Here is a 17737-nt window from a genome sequence, read left to right on the forward strand (position 1 = left end):
ACGCCCGCCGTGGTTCGGCGGTGAGGTATGCGTCACCCGATTCCCGACCGGGCCACCGGGAAACCCGGCTTCCCGGTGGGCGGGACGACCGGTTCAGGACAGTGCGAGGCGTCGCAGCGTACCGTCCGTCGCGACCTGGTAGACGTCGAGCTGGTTGCTACCGGCGTGGAACAGCTTGTCGTCGGTGAGCAACGCGGCGAACCGACGACCGCCGGGGTCGGGCGGCACCACCGGGACGACCGCCCCGATCCGGCCGTTGACGGCCACCGCCAGCAGCGTGCCGTCCGGGATCCGGTCCGGGACGTCGCCCCAGACGAGCGCCGGGAGGGTGCCGGTGTCCGGGTCCATGGCCGTGAACGCGGCCAGGTCGGCCACCCGGGCGTTGCCGCCGGCCGGTCCGGCGCGCACCTCGGTGCCGACCAGGGGGTGCGGTGTCGGCGGCGGCGGTGGGGCGGGCACCCCGCCGGGGAAGGTGACCGGAACGCCCGGGCGGTCGTAGAAGTGTTTCGTGCCGTCGGCGCGGGGGGCCTGCCGGGCGGAGCGGCCGTCGACCGGCCAGGGCAGCCGGAGGTTGGCCTCGTCGGCGACGGTCGGCAGCAGGTCGACGTGTTCCCAGTTGCGGTCGTCCACCCGCCCGGTCCGCTGCCGCGGCTCCTTGACGAACGTCGGCACCCAGGCGACCTCACCGGCGGCGGCCTTGATCGCGTCCATGCCCCGGCCCTGCGCGCCGGGGCGGAAGCTGACGCCGTGGTCGGCGGTGACCACGACGAGGGCCTGGTCGTAGAGGCCGCTGGCGCGCAGCGTCCGCAGGGTCTCGCCGATCAGCCGGTCGGTGTAGCCGAGTTGGGCGAGGTGGCGTTGCCGGGCGAGGTCGATCCAGCCGGCGCCGTCGTTGGGCAGGTCCTCGGGGGCGTCGTAGCGCGCCCCGGAGGGCAGGTAGGCCCACGGTGAGTGCGGCATCAGCAGGTGCAGGAAGTGCAGGGTGGGCCGGGACGTCGGTTTCAGCCCGGCCAGGAAGGTGGTGAACCGGGCCGGTTGGTTGTCGTCCAGGCTGTCCCAGCGGAACGTCGGGTCGGCCGGCACCGGCTCGGCGGCGTCCAGGCCGGCCTCGGCCCGGGTCTGCTCCCGGTAGGAGTCCTCCGGGTCGACGGCGCTCTCCGTCGGCCCGGCGAGCTGGCCGAGCAGCCTGCCGGTCTGCCGGGCCAGCACGCCGAGCCCCTGTTCGGGGGCGACCGCCTGTTCGCAGCGACTGGGCGGGCACAGTCGGGTGATGCTCTCCTCGGCGCGGATGTCGTACAGGCCGCCGAAGGCGGTGAAGATGTTGTCCGGGTACTGCGAGTAGTGCGGGGCGACGGGCTTCGCCGGGTACCGGCCGGTGAGCATGGCGGGCAGCGCGTTGGGCGTCCAGCCGCTGACCCCGGTGGCGTTGCGGTACCAGGTCGAGCCGGCGGCCAGCTCGGCGAAGTGCGGGTACCGCGTGGCGTCGATCCGTCCGTCCGTCCCGAGCAGGCTGACCAGCGGCAGCTCGTCGAGGATCAGCATGACCACCGGCGGGTGTACGCCGGTGCCCTGCGCGGTGCCGGCCGCGCCGCCGTCGCCGCGCGGCAGCACCACCGCCGAGGTGGGTGAGACGAGCAGGAACAGCGCCACGAACGCCACCGGCCCGGCGGCGGCCAGTCGCAGCGCCCGGCCCGGCGCCCGCCACCGCCGGTGCGCGGCCGCGCCGCCGGCACCGGCCAGCACGGCCACCAGCAGCAGGGGTACGCCCCGAAGCGGCGTCACGTGCCGGCCCACCTGCACGGCGAGGGCGGCGAGCAGCAGCCCGACCAGGCCGGTGTGGGTGAGGGCGCGGGCGGTCCGGCCGGCCAGTCGACTGAGCGCGCCGAGCAGGGCCACCGCAGTCGTGGGCAGCACCGCGACCAGGGCGGTCAGCAGCAGGATCTGGGCCGGGTCGGCACGGTGGAACAGGAAGAAGTCGGGGCTGCGCCCGAGTACGTCCAGCAGGGGCTGGGTGACGACCAGCCCGACCAGGGCGACCACCTCCAGCAGCCGGCCCAGCTCGCCCCGCCAGCCCCGGTACCAGCGGGTGGCGGCCGGTCGCGACCGGGCGTCCGGGGCTGGTGGGTGGGCGGCCGGGTCAGCCACCCACCACCGTCCGGTAGAGCGTGCGGGTGCCCGAGGGCAGTTCCAGCCGGTCGGTGATCCGGCCCCGGGCGGCGAGCAACGCCTCGAACGTGTCGCGTCGGTAGTCCGGGAAGAGGCCGGCGGGTTTGTTGGCGAGCAGTCGGGTCGCCATCGGGTCCTGCGGGTCGACGAACTCCACCACGACCGCGCCGCCGGGCGCGGTCAGCCCGGTCAGCCAGTCGACGACCTCCGGCAGCGGCACGTTGCGCCCGATCGCCAGGTGGTGCACCACGGCCAGGGCGAGCACCACGTCGGCGGACGCCCGTTCGGCGAAGCCGGCCCGCTCGACGCCCCGCCAGCCGCCGCCGGGCGACGGGTCGGCGAGGTCCAGCACCAGCGGCAGGATCCGGCGCTGCCCCTCGGCGCGCAGGGTCCGGTACAACTGGTCGACCACCGCCGGGTCCTGCTCGACGGCGACCACGTAGTCGGCGTGCCCGGCGGCGAGTCGGGAGTACCGGCCGTCGTTGGCGCCGAGGTCGAGCACCAGGCGGGGGCGGGCGCCGGCGGCCACCGCGGCGGCGACGAACTGTTCCTTCGCCACGCGGTCGCGGGCCGAGTAGCCGCAGGTCTGCTGGTAGTCCGACCAGTGGGTCTCCGCCGGACGGTGGTCCAGCTTACGGACCAGTTTCCGCATGCCGCGTACGGTGGCCAGCAGCAACTCCCGGGAGAAGCCGGCGGCCCGGAGCTGGTCGCGGACGTCGGTGGTGCTGGCGGCGGCGTTGCGGCGCTGCATGGCGCCGTGCAGGTGCAGGTGGGTCAGCACGCCGGGGCGCAGCCGACGGGTCCCGCCGAACAGGGGCCGTAGTTCGTCGGCCTCGATGCCGTCGACCCGGGCGCGCAGCCAGGGCTGGAAGTCGACGCCCAGGTGGGCGGTGAGCATCAGCGGGTAGAGCACGGTCTGGCAGAACTGCCGGTAACCGGCCCACGGCTCGCCGTCGTGGACCGGCTCGAAGGAGCCGATGTCGATGAAGACCGGCTCGGCGCCGCGCCACTGCAGGTTGTACGCCGAGCCGTCCTTGGTGGTGAAGCCGTCGGTGAGCGCGGCGTGCAGAATCTCCAGGTGCAGCAGGGCGGCGTCGCGCAGCATGCCGAACGACCACTCGTACGGGTGGGAGACGAACGGGATGCGCTCGTGGCGCAGCACGGCGGCCCACGGCGCGCCGGTCGCGGCGGGCACCAGTGTCGACGGGGCGTCCTCGGTGGCGCAGACCTTGCGGGCGGCGACCAGGGCCGGGAAGAACGTGCTGCCGGTGAGGGCACGCCAGTGCTCGGCGGCCTGCGGGTCCAGCCCGCGCAGCACCTCGTCGCCGACGTGGAAGACGCGGTTGGCGGGGTCGCGGAAGGAGGCCGGCTCGGGTCGTACCTCGGTGGGTGAGATCGCCATCGTCGGGACCGGTCCGCTCACCGCTGGTCGGTCGGTTGCCGGCGGAACCGGTCGACGAGGCGTCGCCAGTAGAGCTTGGCGGCGACCGCTGCGCCGGCCACCCCGCCGACGACCGCCTGCACGATCAGGCTGCCGGATCCCGCGTCCAGGTAGGCCAGATGTATCACCGATCGCTCCTTGCGCTCGCCGTTTCGACACCGGCGTCCCGGCCGCAATACCGGTGAGGCTTTTGACCCAGAAAGCCGGACTTGTCCCACACCGTACGCCGCTCGTCATCGCCGTCGCGGGCACATCGGCGTACTCCCAGCCTCGCCACAGAATGTGGTCGAAACGCCCGACCGCACCGGTACGCTGCGGACGTGCGCTGGATGATCGTGGACGCGCCGCTGGACTCCTCCGGCGCTGGGCGCGGCGAGGAACGGGCCCCCGCCGCGCTGCGCCGGGCCGGCCTGATCGACGCCCTGTCCGCCGACGACGACGGGCAGATCGACGATGCCCGGTTGCGCGACCCGGTCCGGGACCCGGCCAGCGGGGTGATCGGCGCCGCGGGCCTGGTCCGGGCCGGTGGCGCGATCGCCGCGCGGGTCGGCGCGCTCCTGGCGGACGGCCACCGACCGCTGGTGCTCGGCGGGGACTGCGCGATCCTGCCCGGCATCTGCCGTGCCCTGCCGCCGGGAACCGAGCTGTGGTTCGTCGACGCCCACCCGGACTTCCTCGACGGCGCGACCTCCCCCACCGGCGAGGCCGCCGACATGGACCTCTCGGCGGTCACCGGGCACGGCCCGGCCGCCGCCGTCGGCCCGGACGGCACGCTGATCGCGCCGAGCCGCGTCTGTCTGCTCGGGCACCGCCCGGCCACCGACGAGAGCAGCCGGGTCGAGGCGGCCCGGATCGACCCGGCGATCCGCCAGGTGAACGCCGCCGAGGTGCTGCGCCGAGGCGCCGCGACGGTCGGGGCGGGCCTGGCCACCGACTCTGACGGGCCGGCCTGGCTGCACCTCGACCTGGACGTGGTGGATCCACGCGATCTGCCCGCGGTGACCTACCCCGAGCCGGACGGGTTGCGCTGGGCCGACCTGATCGCGCTTGTCACCCCGCTGGCCCGTGCCGACCGGCTGCTCGGAATGAGCGTGACCGACCTGAACACCGACGAGGACCCCGACGGACATTCCACGCGACGCGTCGTCGAGGTCCTCGCCGAGGTGCTGCGCGGCTGACCGAGGGTGTCCGCGCGGACCGATCAGGTGTCCGTGCTGGGACCGGGCAACCGGACGGTGAACACGGTCCGGCCGGGGCGGCTGTCCACCGCGACCGTGCCGTGGTGGGCCTCCACCACGGCCGCCACGATCGCCAGGCCGAGGCCGGTGCTGCCGTGCTCCCGGGACCGGGAGCTGTCGCCGCGGGCGAACCGTTCGAACATCTCCGGTCGCAGCTCCGGCGGCACCCCGGGTCCGTCGTCGGCGACGGTGAGCACGGCGCTGTCGGCGTCGACGGCCAACGTGGTGACCACCGTGCTGCCGGGCGGGGTGTGCACCCGGGCGTTGCCGAGCAGGTTCGCCACCACCTGGTGCAGTCGCGCGGCGTCGCCGGGCACCCGGATCGCCACCTCGGGCAGGCCGAGCTGCCAGCGGTGGTCGGGGCCGGCGACGTGCGCGTCGCTGACCGCGTCCACCAGCAGGGCGGTCAGGTCGACCGGGTCCGCCGCGAGCGGGCGACCGGAGTCGAGGCGGGCCAGCAGCAACAGGTCGTCGACGAGGCTGGTCATCCGGGTGCTCTCCGACTCCACCCGGCGCAGCGCGTGCGCCACGTCGGCGGGAACCTCGTCGCGGCCGCGCCGGGCCAGCTCCGCGTAGCCGCGGATCGCCGCGAGGGGCGTACGCAGCTCGTGGCTGGCGTCGGCGACGAACTGGCGTACCCGGGTCTCGCTGGCCTGCCGCGCGGACAGCGCGTCGGCGACGTGGCCCAGCATCCGGTTCAGCGCCGCGCCGACCTGGCCGACCTCGGTACGCGGATCGGTGTCCGCCGTCGGGACGCGGACGGCGAGTGCCACCTCGCCGCGGTCCAGGGGCAGTTCGGTGACCCGGGTGGCGGTGGCGGCCACCCGGCTGAGCGGGCGCAGCGTGACCCGCACGATCAGTGCCCCGGCGGCGCCCGCGACGAGCAGCCCGAGGGCGACCACCGCGGCCTGTGCGGCGAGTTGCCGCTGGACGGTCTCCCGCACCCCGGCCAGGGGGACGGCGACGACGCGTACCCGGCCGTCCCAGTACTGCCGGGCCACGGCCCGGTAGTCGCCGCGGGCGCCCAGGTCGACGGTGCGCGGTGTGGCGTCGACCGGCAGGTCCGCCAGTGCGGCGACCTCCCCGACTGCGACGGTCTGCTCGTCGGGGAACGGGTCGTCGCCCGACGGGCTCTTGGTCAGGGTCCGGGCGCTCGTCACCCGGCCGTCGGTGATCTCGGCGACCACCGTGCCGGACGGGGACCCGGGTGGGATGGCCGGGCCGCTGCCCGGGAACGCCGGCCGTCCCGGGCGGTCACCCCGCATCACCGTGGCGGGCGCCAACTCGGCGTCCAGCCGGTCGATCAGGACGTGCCGCAGCGCCACGGTGGTCAGGCCGGCGACGGCGACGCTGACCACCGCCAGCAGCGCGAGAAGGGCAAACACCAGTCGGGTACGCAGGGAGCGGCCGGCCAGCCACCGGCGGACGGCCCGCAGGGGGTGGCGGCTACTCGACGGGCTTGAGGACATAGCCGGCGCCGCGCAGCGTGTGGATCATCGGCGCGCGACCGGCGTCGATCTTCTTGCGCAGGTACGAGATGTACAGCTCCACGACGTTGGCCTGGCCACCGAAGTCGTAGTGCCACACCCGATCGAGGATCTGCGCCTTGCTGAGCACGCGACGCGGGTTGCGCATCAGGTACCGCAGCAGCTCGAACTCGGTTGCGGTGAGGGTGATCAGCTGGCCGTCCCGGCGGACCTCGTGGCTGTCCTCGTCCAGGCTGAGGTCACCGACGGTGAGGACCGCGTCCTCCCGGGCGGCGACGGCGAAGCCGGAGCGGCGCAGCAGCGCGCGCAGCCGGGCGATCACCTCCTCCAGGCTGAACGGCTTGGTCACGTAGTCGTCGCCGCCGACGGTCAGGCCGGCGATGCGTTCCTCGACGGCGTCGCGGGCGGTCAGGAAGAGCACCGGGACGGTGGGGGCGTGCTCACGCAGCCGGCGCAGCACCTGGAAGCCGTCCAGGTCGGGCAGCATCACGTCGAGGACCACGGCGTCCGGCTGGAACTGTCGGGCGGCGCTCAACGCCGCCATGCCGTCGCCGGCGCTGCGGACCTGCCAGCCCTCGTAGCGCAGCGCCATCGACAGCAGGTCGGTGAGCGTCGCCTCGTCGTCGACCACCAGCACCCGGACGGGCTCGCCGTCGGGACGACGCAATTCGATCCGGCTCAGCGCGGCCTGCCCGTTGGTGCCCATGGGTCCCATCGTGGCCGCGACGCCTGTGCCACGCCCCTGCGGGAGCTGTGCGCCAGCTGTGCGGTCGACCCGACGGGACGCCGGCCTCACCACCGTCAGCCCCGCCTCGTGGTCACTCGGACACCCCGTACGCGTCGGTGCGCACGAACCGCATGCTCCAACCGCCCGCGTCGTCGGGTTGGCCGCGTTCGTAGAGGTGGTCGGGGCCGGGCTGCACCGGCCCGGTGCCGTCCGGGTGCCGCATGATCCAGCGCTGCGGTGGGGCGCCGTCCGACCCGGCCGGCAGCAGGCGGACCAGGCCGTCCGCGGGCCCGCCGACGAAGCGTACGGTGACCTCGCTCATCGCGGCGCCCCCTCGGGTGACCGTGCCGGCACAATCGGTGACGCCGGCTCTGGCTCGCAAGCTACCGCACCCGCCACCGTCGGCGCAGCGCCGATCGCCCCGAACACCGCTGCGGTTTGCCCAGCTTGACGCTCGGGTACCGCGATCGGAGCACCCGCCGTCGGCGGAGCGAGGGCGAGGAGTGGTCGATGCGCACACTGGACGGGCGGTATCAGCTCGAGCAGCGCATCGGTGTGGGTGGGATGTCGGAGGTGTGGCGGGCGCACGACCAGGTGCTGGACCGGCCGGTCGCGGTGAAGCTCATCCTTCCCGGCCCGGACGACCAGGACGGCCGGCACCGCCAGGGCGGCCCGGTGGACCGGATCCGCGCGGAGGCCCGGTCGGCCGCCCGCCTGGTGCACCCGAACGTGGCGAGCGTGCACGACTTCGGCACCGCCTCCACCTGGCCGGGCCGTGCCGTGCCCTACATCGTGATGGAGCTGGCCGAGGGCGAGACGCTCGCCGCGCACCTGCGGGCCGGGCCGCTGGACTGGCGGATCGCGGTACGGGTCTGCGCGGAGGTCGCCGCGGCGCTGGCCGCCGCGCACGCCGAGGGCATCGTGCACCGCGACGTCAAACCCGCGAACGTCATGCTCACCCCGTCGGGCGTGAAGGTGCTCGACTTCGGCATCGCCGTCCCCGCCGGCGCACCCGATCCGACCCCGACCGGGATGGTGTTGGGCACCCCGGCCTACCTCGCGCCCGAGCAGTTGGAGCGGGCGCCGGCCACCCCCGCCGCCGACATGTACGCCCTCGGCGTCCTGCTCTACTACAGCCTCACCGCCCGTCTGCCGTACCACGCGGCCACCCTCAACGAACTGCTCGGCGTACGCCGCTGTCAGCCACCGGAGCCGCTGCCCGAGATCGACGGGCTGCCGCCGGAGGTGGCCGAGTTGTGCCGCTCCTGCCTGGCCGACGATCCCGCGCTGCGCCCGAGCAGCATGGTCGCGGCGCTGCTGCTGGCCGAGGCCGTGGACGCCCGGGTGTACGTCCCGATGACGACCCCGACGCCCCGCCGGCCGGTGCCGACATCGGAATGGACCGAACGGGCCGCCACCGAGGCGACCGAGGCGGTGGTCCTGCTCGACGAGCCGGAGGGGGCCTCCGGGCGCTGACCGGGGGCGCACGGGCGTTTCGGCGGGCGGCGGCCGGGTAGCCGACCTGCCGAGCGACGGGAGAAACGCGATGCCGGATCAGAGTTCCTGGCTGCGTGAGGCCACCGCGACCGCCGAGGGTGGTCACGTACGCACCGACGATGGCGGGCTCTCCACCCCGCTGGCCTCGCCGCTGGCGGCGCACTGCACGGGGCTGAGACCAGAGCAGTTGCTGGCCGCCGCCTTCGCGTCCTGCCTGCATCACGCGGCGGTGGAGGCGGCCGGGGAGATCACCAACGAGGCGCACACCGTGCAGGTGCGGGCGGAGGCGAAGCTGGGGCGCGACGACGACGGGCTGTACCGGGCCGACGTGCACGCCTCGATCTCGTCCGCCGGCCTGAGCCGAGATCAACTGGCCGACCTGGTGGAGTACGCGGACCGGCTCTGGCCGTTCTCCAGCGGCGACACGAGCCGGCATCGGCTGACCGTCACGCCGGCGGAGAACGGTCGACACTGAGGTCTGGCCGGACGATTCAACGTCAGGCGACGCGTGGGGAGACCTCTATCCCTGCGGACCGGGCGGGCAGACCGGACTGGCCCGTTCCGTCGAGGGGGGCTCACCCGAAGAGGTGAGGCCCCCGAGACGGCACGCTTCGACGCGGCGACTCGGTCAATTGACCGCCTTCGCCCAGCCAATCGGAAATGCCGGTCTGGCCCGATCCGCGAGGTTGGTAGGCCTTGCACTACCTTCGCCCCTGGAAATCCCCCGGATCGGGGCAAATTGTGGCGCAGGCCACCCCACGGGCCGGCGAATTCGAGCAATTGGGTCTTTAACCTCGTCAGGTGCATCCCGACGACCCCTCCGACCAGAAGCTGACCGACGCGCATCCGAGCACCCCATCGGGCGATGTCGCATCAACCGAACGGACGATCGGCCGGCACCGCGTCCCCGAACCGCCCCGGCGGCCCCTGCTGGGCTCGACCCCGATCCGGGTAGCCCTGGCCACCGGCGTCACCTGCTGTCTCAGCCTCGTCGCGGTCGCCACCGCCCGGGGCAACGACGACGAGTCGGCCCGCTCGGTGGAGCCGCTCGCCGAGGCGGTGGCCGACCGCGCCGCCATCGCCGACGAGCGCGCCTCCCGGTCGCTGGACCGTGAGCTCGCCCCCGCGCGGGTCCTGCCCAGCCCGACGGCGACGCCGACCCCCGCGCCCACCGTCGCCCGCAAGGCGCCGAAGAAGCCGGTCAAGCCCCGCCGACCCCGTCCGGTGGCCGGTCTCGACCAGGCACAGATGGACAACGCGAAGATCATCGTGGACGTCGGCCGGGACATGAAGATGCCGCGTCGCGCCCTGGTGGTGGCCCTGGCCACCGCGATGCAGGAGAGCAACCTCTACAACCTGGCCAGCGACGTCCTCCCCGAGTCGGCCGACTACCCGAACCAGGGCAGCGGCTCCGACCACGACTCGCTCGGGTTGTTCCAGCAACGGCCCAGCAGCGGCTGGGGCACGGTGGCCGAGCTGATGCGCCCGTCGTACGCCGCGCGGGCCTTCTACAGCGCGCTGAACGAGATCCCCGGCTGGCAGGACATGAGCGTGACCGCCGCCGCCCAGGCCGTGCAGATCTCCGCCTACCCCGACGCGTACGCCCAGCACGAGGATCGGGCGTCCACCGTCGCGGCGGCGCTCACCACCTGAGCCGACAGCTCAACTCCGCGCCGACCGCTCTCAGCGACGGCCCGAGGGCGGCTCCGCACCCGCGTCCAGCCCGCCGACTCCCACCCGGCGCCCCGCCAGGCCGGCAGCCGCGGTCGGGGTGTCGGCGGGCACCTGATCCTCGGTCACCTGACCGAGGATCAGGTCCACCTGCGCCTCGCGCCGCCGCCGGACGTACAGTGCCGCCTCGAAGTCGCGCCGGGCCTGCACCGCCTCCTCGTACGCCTGCTCGCGCACCTGTCGTGCCTCCGCGCGGGCCTCATCCAGTTCGGCGCGGGCCTGGGCCAGGATCTGGGCGGCCGCCCGTCGCTCGCCGGCGGAGGCGTCCCGGGTGACGGCGGTGTCGCCGAGGTCCAGCCGCTGGAGGAGCCCGCTGAGCCACGCCGCTTCCTGCCGGATCTCGTCCCACTCGCCGGAGGCGTCGGCGGCACCCTCGGCGCGCGCCGCGAGCCGGGACAGCCGGATCCCCAACTCGTCCAGGCAGGAATCCACCTGCCGCGTGTCGTAACCGGTCTCAACGATGGAGAACCTCATCCCGTCGCCCCCCAGGCAGCCGCTGTTACTTCCCCTTCTGGATCCTCGGCCGCGACGGTGACGACCGAGGGGGTTCGGGAAAAATGTTCAGCATGCGCGCACGGGGGCGCGTCAGGCGCGCTTGGGCAGCACGACCACCCGGCCGAAGAACTCGTCGATGCGGCGGACCACGTCGTTGAAGTCGTCCAGGTCGATCGGCTTGGTGACGTACGCGTTGGCCTGCAACGTGTAGCTGCCGACGATGTCGGTGTCGGCGTTGGACGTGGTCAGCACCACGATCGGGATGGTCCGGAGGTCCTCATCCTGCTTGACCGCACTGAGCACCTGCCGACCGTCCATCCGGGGCATGTTCAGGTCCAGCAGGATCACGTCCGGCCGGCGGGCCTGCTCGTGCCGGCCCTCGGCGCGGAGAAACTCCATCGCCTCCTCGCCGTCGCTGACCACGTCGATGACCTTGTCGACGTCGGAGTCCGCCAACGCCTCCTCGATCATCAGTACGTCACCGGGGTCGTCGTCGACCACCAGGATGCGTACCGGCTGCGGGCTGTCTGCGCCCATCACTACCTGCCTCGGGTCGGCGGGGACGGGACCTGACGGTCACCGCGCTGGCGGGGAAATCTAGCCCATCAGGAGGCGCTGCGGGACGCGGGGTCGACCGATTCCGGTTCGTAGCTCAACACGTCGGCCAGACCGGTCATCCGCAACACCCGCTCGACGCGGCCGTTGGCGCCGACGAGCCGGAGCCAACCACCGTCGGCCGCAGCCTGATTGTCCCCCCGGACGAACACGGCCATCCCGGTGGAATCGCAGAAGGTGAGGTCGGTGAGGTCGAGCAGCACCCGGCACTCGCCGGCGGCCGTGAGCCGGTCGATCGCGGCGGTCAGCTCGGGGGACGTGCTCATGTCCAGCTCGCCCGCCAGGCGCAGGCAGGCGCCACCGCCGTCGCGCTCGACGTAGCTGACGCTGAACGTCACCGTTCTCCCCCTCGCTCCACCCGCAGGTGGACATTTGCGGTGCGGCAAGTATACGCAGGGTCGCCGCGTCGGCCGTAGGGCGCGGTGATCGACAGCGACGTCGGCGGGTGGACCCTCAGCGGTCGGCGGCGGGCAGCCCGGCGCGCCCCAGGGCCACCATGCGCTGCGCCCGGGGGAAGTCGCGCAACGCGCCGGCGTAGTGCTCCAGGGACCGGGCGAGCGCCGACCCGGGAACCCCGCGACTCGACAGGATCCCCGCCAGCCACTCGACGAACTCCGTGAACAACGAGGCGTCGTCGACATAGACCGCCGCGGCCAGGAAATCCACCAGGTGGCCCAGGTCGCTCACCGTGGAGTCGAGCTGGCTGACGGTGTAGGTGCGCGTCGCCGGCACCCGCTCCCGCAGGTCGCTCAACGCGCTGTCGATCAGCTCGCCACGACGCCGCACCAGGCTGGCGTACTCGTCGTCGGCCAGGTGGCCCAGCCGCGCCGGCGGCACCCTGCGCAACGCCCGCTCGTCGGAGATCAGCTCAGCCGCCGAGGGCGCGTCCGGCGCCCAGGCCACGCCGAGCCGACGCGCCCACCGGCCGTCCGCACCGAACCCGCGCCCACCGACCACCACCGGCACGTCCGAGCGGCGGCAGGCCTCGATCATCCGGTGGGCGTGCGGCAGCCGCATCGGCAGCGCGCACGCCAACGCGACCGCGTGCGCGTCATAACGGTGCAGGTACGACACGAGGTGGGCCGCCGGCACGCTGGCGCCCAGGAACGTCACCTGCCAGCCCCGCAACCGCAGCACCTCGGCCACCAGCCGGGGCGGCAGGGCGTGCCACTCGCCGTCCATGCACGCGACGACGACCCGTCCGCCGGTCGGGCGCGGGTTGACGTGCCCGGCGACCGCCGCCACCACCCGCTCGCTGATGTGGGTGGCCGCGTGCTCCTGGGCGACGCTCCACTCGTTGCGCGCCCACCGCTCACCCACCTCGGCCTGGGCGGGCGCGACCAGGTCGAGCAGCACCCGCTCCGCCGGCACTCCCGCGTCGAGCAGACCGATCGCCAGGTCGATCGCGGCGTCCTCGTCGGCGTCGGCGAGGCAGTCCAGGTAACCGACGTAGGCGTCGCCCGGGTCGGTGGCGTCGGCTTCGCCGCGCTGGTCGGAGCGGGCCGGGGCGGCGGTCACGCCTCGACCTCGCCGCGCTGCTCGGAGAGGGCCGGTGCGGGCACCGAGTGCAGGTGCCGCGACGCGCGCCCACCCGGGCCGGCCGCCCGCAGCGCCAGCACCGCGATGTCGTCGTGATCGCCCTGCGCCAACCAGTCGCAGGTGACCTGCTCGACCCGCTCGGCCAGGGCCGGCGCCGGCATCCGTTGGCAGCCGGTCACCGTGGCGACCAGCCGCTCGGTGCCGAACTGCTCGTCGCCACGGCGGCCACCGCGGGCCTCGGTCACCCCGTCGCTGTAGAGCAGGCAGGTCTCGCCCGGTGCCAGCCGGACGGTCACCTCGCCGACGCGCGGGTCGGGCACGACCCCGATCAGCATGCCGCGCAGCGGCACCGACTCCACCTCGCCGGAGGCGCGCAGCACCAGCGGCGGCAGATGCCCACCGCCGGCCATGGTCAGGGTGAGGCCACCGTCGCGGTGGGGACGGGCCACGCCGAGCACGATCGTGGCGAAGCGGCCCTGACCGTGCGCCTGGGTCGTCTCCAGCAACGCGTCGTTGAGCAGCCGCAGCAACCGCCCGGGGTGCGACTCCAACCGGTGCAGCGCCTGGAGGCACTGGCGCAGCTGGCCGGTGAAGACGGCCGCCTCGACCCCCTTGCCCGACACGTCGCCGAGGAAGAACACCGAGCCGCCGTCGGCGAGCCGGTGCGATCCGTAGAAGTCGCCACCGATGCGGAGCCCCGCCTGCGCGGGCCGGTACGCGGCGCCCCACTGCACGCCCGCGGCCTCGGCCGGCTCGACCGGCAACAGGCTGGCCTGGAGGGTGTCGGCGACCTCCGTCTGGTCGCGGTAGAGCAGCGCGGTGGTCATCGCCGCGCCGGCGCGGGCCGCGAACGCGCGGATCAGCTCCGCGTCGGCCTCGTCGTACGAGTCGGGGGCGCGACGGGCGACCAGCAGCACACCGACAGGCGCGTCCCGGCCCGGCAGTGGGACGACCCGCGCCGCGGTCGCGACGCCGGCGAACTCGGGCAGCCAGCCGGCGTCGACCGCCTGCTCGACCAGCCAGTCCAGGGCGTGCGGCTCGACCCCGGTCAGCCCGTCGGCGATGGCGGCGGGCAGCTCGTCGGCGGCCAGCACCCCGTTGTCCACCGACGCCTGCTCGTCGGGAGTGCTCGCGGCCCGCCACCAGCCGGCCCGACCGGCGCGCGGTGCGAGAACCAGCACGGCCACCTCGGCCAGGGTCGGCACGGCGAGTCGGACGATCGCGGCGGCGGCCCGGGCGGGGTGCAGCGGGTTGCCCAGCTTGTCACCGACCACGGCCAGGAAGGTCGAGCGGGCCCGCTCGGCGAGCAGCGCGTCGGCGCGGCCGAGGCGGTCGGTGACGTCCTCGACGTACCAGCAGCAGTGACCGCCGGAGAGCGGCACCTGGCGGGCGCTCAGTCGACGTCCGCGATGGGTGAAGCCGCCGGGGTCGCCCTCGCTCAGACCGGGAACACCAGCCGCGCTGAGCGGCTCGCCGGGCGTCACACCGGGCAGCAACCGCTCGGCCACCGGGCTGACGTACCGCACGACGCCGTCGACGTCGCAGACCACCAGGCCCTCGCGGAGGTGCTCGGCGACCTCGAACCAGTCGGACGCGGCGCCATCGCGGTCGAGGGCCGTCGGCGGTAGGCCCGGGGCGGATCGGGGCGGCGGGGCCGCAGCGGGCCGGGGCGACATGTCGGCGCTCCACCCCGGAGACTGTGTCGTGCTCGGCGTGAAGATCCGTCCGTCGCCCGGGTCCCAGTCCCTGACGTCGGATGCAGTCACCAGCTGAGCCTCACTCCTTGTCGTCCACCCGAACCCGTTCCGGAACCGGCGTCCATGGTCCAAACTCTCCCGCCCACCCTACGCCGGGACGCGCGAAGCGGCATCTCACCGTGGCTGGCGAGGTGCCGCCACCAGCGGCTGGGCGAGCGCGAGCGGGCGTGTCGCCGGCCCCCGATTTGCATTCGCCCACCCGGCTGGGAACATGGTGGGATGTCCGACCAGCTGTTGATCATCGAGACCACCCGGCTCGACGCCGGGCACGTCCGACTGCGGCTGAGTGGCGAGCTCGACTACGCCTCCGCGCCCGAGCTGATCGCCGCCGCCGCCGATCTGCGCGGCGACCAGCAGGTGCTGGTCGACCTGACCGGCGTGAGCCTCTGCGACTCCTCCGGACTCAGCGCGCTGCTGGTGGTGCACCACGCCGCCGGGGCGATCCGGCTGACCGGGGCCGGCCCGCAACTGCAACGGATGCTGGACCGCACCGGTCTGACCGAGTTGCTGACGGTGGAGCACGCCACCGACGACCTGCGCGCCATCGGCTGATCCGCGGCCGCCTCCGGGCAGCCGGGGTGGCCCCCGACCCTGGGACCTGGGGTCGGGGGCCGGAGGAATGTCTCTAGGGTGTCGTCATCGGCTGGAGTCGAGGCCCGTTCTCGCGCAGCTCGCCCGGCGGGGCCGGATCGACGTCGTCGGGCTCTCCCGAATCGGGCGTCTGGTACAGGTAGCGGACGAACTGCCCACCCGCCTCGTTGTCGTCCGCGCCAGGCCACTGGCCGATGCAGTCCATCCCGATGACCTCACGGCCGGTCCCGTCGGCCTCCTCCAGCAGCGCCCACAGGCTCACCGGGTAACACCTGGTGACCTCGGGTGTGAGCTGCCAGCGGGCATACCAGCCACGTCGGGCGGGGACGATCTCGACGATCTGCTTCATGACGACCTTCCTTCCGCGTACCTCGGAAGAACTTCGGTCCTGACCCGATCGTGCGCGCCGAGCGGGTGAGCACCCCTCACCCCCGCCGGATGAAGCGTCGCGGACACCGGGCCGCGCCGCCCCGGCGGCGCCCGTTTCGGCTCCCGGGGCGGCGGGAACGCGACTGACACAGCCCACGATCCCCAGCGGAAGGGGTGCCACCATGCGTAAGCAGATGGAGGGCGACAACCAGCGGCGTCGGGCGCTGGCCCGGCAGGCCCGCGAACAGGGTCGCCAGCCCAGTGAGATCGGTGCCAGCCTGAGCGCTTCCAAGCAACTCACGAGCCTGGACCAGAGCAGGCGATCCGGTCCACCGGCGGCCGGACCGCACAAGCCGGACAGTACGCGCGGCGGGCCGGCGCCGCCGCCGGTCGGCAGCGCCGACAATCCGAGACCGCAGCCGTCCCCGCCGACCGGCGCGGCCGGGGTCAGCAGCATGGGTTACCACGACCTGGTCGACGAGGTCCGGCGTCGGGCCGGGGTCGACTTCAAGACGGCGAAGGTCGGCACCGAGGCGACCGTGCTGGTCCTCGCCTTCGCCCTGGAGGCCGCCGAGCGGCAACGCCTGCTCGCGGCGGTGCCGGCGTCGCTGCACGACGTGCTGCCCGTCGACGGCATCGAGCGACACCGTGACCTGCCCGGCTTCCTCGCCGAGGTGGGCCGGATCAGTGGCAACACCCCCGAGCAGGCCCGATATCAGGCGGAGGCGACGATGGCCGCGCTCGCCGAGCAGGATGGCGACCTCGTCGAGTCGTTGCACGTACCCGACGGGTTGCGTGACCTACTGAACCCACCGGAGGCTGGCGGCGGCCTGGTGGGCGCCTCCACCACCACGCCCACCCTGGACCCGGACGCGGTCGACGCGGCGCTGGACGACCTGCCCTACTGGGCCGGCGACACCCAGGGTCTGTACCGGGTGGTCGCGCTGCCGCCGGACAACCTGGACCGGGTGCTCGACCGGCTCGACCGGATGCGCCAGGACAGCGGACGCGGACCGAGCATCGGACGTCCGGGAGACACCGCCGCCGTCCTGACCGTGCGCACCAGTCAGGCCAACGGGGTGACCGCGCTCGACGTGGACCTCGCCCACCGGATCGACGACGCGATCGACGAGGTGGGTGCCGGGATGGCCGGCAGCTGATCGGCTACGGCGGCACCGACGGGCCGGCGGACGCGGGACCTCCCGCTCCGCCGGCCCGTCGGCCGTGCCGGGCCGCGCGCCGGCTGGATCGTCCGCCTGGGCTAGCGTGCCCGTCATGAACCGCGCCGCCGACCGGCTGGAGCTGGTCGCCGACCCGGTCCGGCGGACCGGGCGGATCCTGCTGTCCGCCGGGGTCGAGCAGTCGTACGTGGATGTCGATGATCCCCGCCACCTGCACTTCGAGTACGTGCGACGGATCGCCGCCGCGGTCGAGCTGGCCGCCCCGACGGGCGTCCCGCTGAGCGTGCTGCACCTGGGCGGTGGCGCGTTGACGTTGCCTCGCTGGCTGGCCGCCACCCGCCCCGGCTCCCCGCAACGCGTCGTCGAGCGGGACCCGGCCGTGGTCGAGCTGGTGGCCCGGGAGTTGCCGCCGCTGCCGCCGCAGGTACGGGTGGAGGTCGCCGACGCCCGGGACGCGCTCAGCGCCACCCCGGCCGGTTCCCACGACCTGGTGATCGCCGACATCTACCGGGCGGCCCGGATGCCCCCGCACGTACGCACCGTCGAGTTCGCCGCCGAGGTGGCCCGCGTCCTGCGCCCCGACGGCATGTTCCTGGTCAACGTCACGGACCTACCGCCGCTCGTCGCCACCCGGGCGCAGGTGGCCACCCTGCGGGCGGTCTTCGCCGACGTGTGCGTACTCGGCGACCGGCGGATGCTGCGAGGTCGTCGGTACGGCAACCTGGTGTTGGCCGCGACGTCCCGACCCGCCGGGCTGCCGGTCGGCCGGCTGGCGGTGGCCGCCCTGCGAGACCCGGTGCCGGGCGGGCTGCTGCACGCCGCCGCGCTCGACACGTTCGTCGCCGGTGCGCACCCGGTCACCGACGCCGACGAGCGCGGCTGAGCGGCTGACCCGCACGGAAG

Annotated in this window: 19 protein-coding genes; 7 read left to right on the forward strand and 12 right to left on the reverse strand. The window is 74.1% G+C overall.

All coding sequences use genetic code 11. The annotated features are described in order from the left end of the window. Positions 1–93 precede the first annotated feature (93 nt). Genes AB0A90_RS00155 through AB0A90_RS00165 form a run of 3 tightly spaced genes read right to left on the reverse strand, consistent with a single transcriptional unit; the run spans position 94 to position 3735 of the window. Entirely contained in the window at positions 94–2145 is a 2052-nt protein-coding gene (locus AB0A90_RS00155; RefSeq protein WP_357239082.1) for a sulfatase-like hydrolase/transferase, read from the reverse strand. Next, positions 2138–3568, reverse strand: coding sequence for a class I SAM-dependent methyltransferase (locus AB0A90_RS00160; protein ID WP_357240625.1), 1431 nt, complete (start codon positions 3566–3568; stop codon positions 2138–2140). Before AB0A90_RS00160 ends, AB0A90_RS00155 begins: the two co-directional genes overlap by 8 nt. Positions 3569–3585: 17 nt before the next feature. Further along, positions 3586–3735 (reverse strand): hypothetical protein, encoded by a 150-nt coding sequence (locus tag AB0A90_RS00165; RefSeq protein WP_007459587.1) that lies wholly within the window; start codon positions 3733–3735, stop codon positions 3586–3588. A gap of 201 nt (positions 3736–3936) precedes the next feature. Between AB0A90_RS00165 and AB0A90_RS00170 the strand changes: the two genes are divergently transcribed. Continuing rightward, on the forward strand, positions 3937–4785 hold the full coding sequence (locus tag AB0A90_RS00170) for an arginase family protein (RefSeq protein ID WP_357240628.1): 849 nt from the start codon (positions 3937–3939) through the stop codon (positions 4783–4785). Positions 4786–4808: 23 nt separating this feature from the next. On the opposite strand, the gene AB0A90_RS00175 is transcribed toward AB0A90_RS00170, so the two are convergent. From AB0A90_RS00175 to AB0A90_RS00185, 3 genes are all read right to left on the reverse strand, one after another. Next, positions 4809–6260 carry a HAMP domain-containing sensor histidine kinase gene (locus AB0A90_RS00175; RefSeq protein ID WP_357240631.1) on the reverse strand — a complete coding sequence of 484 codons (1452 nt, stop codon included), beginning with the start codon at positions 6258–6260 and terminating at the stop codon, positions 4809–4811. 31 nt (positions 6261–6291) lie between these two features. Next, positions 6292–7038 (reverse strand): response regulator transcription factor, encoded by a 747-nt coding sequence (locus AB0A90_RS00180; protein WP_357239085.1) that lies wholly within the window; start codon positions 7036–7038, stop codon positions 6292–6294. A gap of 112 nt (positions 7039–7150) precedes the next feature. After that, positions 7151–7381, reverse strand: coding sequence for a hypothetical protein (locus AB0A90_RS00185; RefSeq protein ID WP_357239088.1), 231 nt, complete (start codon positions 7379–7381; stop codon positions 7151–7153). A gap of 188 nt (positions 7382–7569) precedes the next feature. Here AB0A90_RS00185 and AB0A90_RS00190 point away from each other — a divergent pair, with 188 nt between their 5' ends. The 3 genes from AB0A90_RS00190 to AB0A90_RS00200 all read left to right on the forward strand — a co-directional run bounded on the left by AB0A90_RS00190 (position 7570) and on the right by AB0A90_RS00200 (position 10209). Then, complete coding sequence (locus AB0A90_RS00190) at positions 7570–8535, forward strand: serine/threonine-protein kinase (protein WP_357239091.1); 966 nt, start codon at positions 7570–7572, stop codon at positions 8533–8535. A 70-nt stretch (positions 8536–8605) separates the two neighbouring features. After that, on the forward strand, positions 8606–9031 hold the full coding sequence (locus AB0A90_RS00195; protein WP_357239095.1) for an OsmC family protein: 426 nt from the start codon (positions 8606–8608) through the stop codon (positions 9029–9031). A 326-nt stretch (positions 9032–9357) separates the two neighbouring features. Further along, the gene (locus AB0A90_RS00200) at positions 9358–10209 is read left to right on the forward strand and encodes a hypothetical protein (protein ID WP_357239098.1); all 852 of its coding nucleotides are present in this window, start codon (positions 9358–9360) and stop codon (positions 10207–10209) included. 30 nt (positions 10210–10239) lie between these two features. Here the strand turns inward: AB0A90_RS00200 and AB0A90_RS00205 are convergent, their stop codons facing one another. From AB0A90_RS00205 to AB0A90_RS00225, 5 genes are all read right to left on the reverse strand, one after another. Next, positions 10240–10761, reverse strand: a complete 522-nt coding sequence (locus AB0A90_RS00205) for an ATPase (protein ID WP_357239101.1) — start codon at positions 10759–10761, stop codon at positions 10240–10242. A 111-nt stretch (positions 10762–10872) separates the two neighbouring features. After that, positions 10873–11319, reverse strand: coding sequence for a response regulator (locus tag AB0A90_RS00210; protein WP_357239103.1), 447 nt, complete (start codon positions 11317–11319; stop codon positions 10873–10875). A gap of 68 nt (positions 11320–11387) precedes the next feature. Then, positions 11388–11735, reverse strand: a complete 348-nt coding sequence (locus AB0A90_RS00215) for an STAS domain-containing protein (RefSeq protein ID WP_357239106.1) — start codon at positions 11733–11735, stop codon at positions 11388–11390. Between the two features lie 115 nt (positions 11736–11850). Then, entirely contained in the window at positions 11851–12915 is a 1065-nt protein-coding gene (locus AB0A90_RS00220; protein ID WP_357239109.1) for a cobalamin-dependent protein, read from the reverse strand. Further along, on the reverse strand, positions 12912–14702 hold the full coding sequence (locus AB0A90_RS00225) for a PP2C family protein-serine/threonine phosphatase (RefSeq protein WP_357239111.1): 1791 nt from the start codon (positions 14700–14702) through the stop codon (positions 12912–12914). Before AB0A90_RS00225 ends, AB0A90_RS00220 begins: the two co-directional genes overlap by 4 nt. Before the next feature lie 210 nt (positions 14703–14912). On the opposite strand from AB0A90_RS00225, the gene AB0A90_RS00230 reads away from it, so the two are divergent. Further along, positions 14913–15245: an STAS domain-containing protein gene (locus AB0A90_RS00230; protein ID WP_357239114.1), complete on the forward strand. Its 333-nt coding sequence runs from the start codon at positions 14913–14915 to the stop codon at positions 15243–15245. A 73-nt stretch (positions 15246–15318) separates the two neighbouring features. On the opposite strand, the gene AB0A90_RS00235 is transcribed toward AB0A90_RS00230, so the two are convergent. Continuing rightward, on the reverse strand, positions 15319–15633 hold the full coding sequence (locus AB0A90_RS00235; RefSeq protein WP_357239117.1) for a hypothetical protein: 315 nt from the start codon (positions 15631–15633) through the stop codon (positions 15319–15321). A gap of 202 nt (positions 15634–15835) precedes the next feature. Between AB0A90_RS00235 and AB0A90_RS00240 the strand changes: the two genes are divergently transcribed. Beyond that, on the forward strand, positions 15836–16813 hold the full coding sequence (locus AB0A90_RS00240) for a DUF2267 domain-containing protein (RefSeq protein ID WP_357239120.1): 978 nt from the start codon (positions 15836–15838) through the stop codon (positions 16811–16813). A 115-nt stretch (positions 16814–16928) separates the two neighbouring features. Then, entirely contained in the window at positions 16929–17717 is a 789-nt protein-coding gene (locus AB0A90_RS00245; protein ID WP_357239123.1) for a fused MFS/spermidine synthase, read from the forward strand. The last annotated feature ends 20 nt before the right edge of the window (positions 17718–17737 follow it).

The sequence above is a fragment of the Micromonospora sp. NPDC049204 genome (assembly GCF_040647935.1).
In the GTDB taxonomy this organism is placed as follows: domain Bacteria; phylum Actinomycetota; class Actinomycetes; order Mycobacteriales; family Micromonosporaceae; genus Micromonospora.

Coding starts and splice junctions, on each gene's coding strand:
- AB0A90_RS00205 (WP_357239101.1), bottom strand. CDS start 10,761: ATGAGGTTCTCCATCGTTGAGACCGGTTACGACACGCGGCAGGTGGAT.
- AB0A90_RS00235 (WP_357239117.1), bottom strand. CDS start 15,633: ATGAAGCAGATCGTCGAGATCGTCCCCGCCCGACGTGGCTGGTATGCC.
- AB0A90_RS00190 (WP_357239091.1), top strand. CDS start 7,570: ATGCGCACACTGGACGGGCGGTATCAGCTCGAGCAGCGCATCGGTGTG.
- AB0A90_RS00245 (WP_357239123.1), top strand. CDS start 16,929: ATGAACCGCGCCGCCGACCGGCTGGAGCTGGTCGCCGACCCGGTCCGG.
- AB0A90_RS00170 (WP_357240628.1), top strand. CDS start 3,937: ATGATCGTGGACGCGCCGCTGGACTCCTCCGGCGCTGGGCGCGGCGAG.
- AB0A90_RS00160 (WP_357240625.1), bottom strand. CDS start 3,568: ATGGCGATCTCACCCACCGAGGTACGACCCGAGCCGGCCTCCTTCCGC.
- AB0A90_RS00185 (WP_357239088.1), bottom strand. CDS start 7,381: ATGAGCGAGGTCACCGTACGCTTCGTCGGCGGGCCCGCGGACGGCCTG.
- AB0A90_RS00180 (WP_357239085.1), bottom strand. CDS start 7,038: ATGGGCACCAACGGGCAGGCCGCGCTGAGCCGGATCGAATTGCGTCGT.
- AB0A90_RS00195 (WP_357239095.1), top strand. CDS start 8,606: ATGCCGGATCAGAGTTCCTGGCTGCGTGAGGCCACCGCGACCGCCGAG.
- AB0A90_RS00230 (WP_357239114.1), top strand. CDS start 14,913: ATGTCCGACCAGCTGTTGATCATCGAGACCACCCGGCTCGACGCCGGG.
- AB0A90_RS00240 (WP_357239120.1), top strand. CDS start 15,836: ATGCGTAAGCAGATGGAGGGCGACAACCAGCGGCGTCGGGCGCTGGCC.
- AB0A90_RS00210 (WP_357239103.1), bottom strand. CDS start 11,319: ATGGGCGCAGACAGCCCGCAGCCGGTACGCATCCTGGTGGTCGACGAC.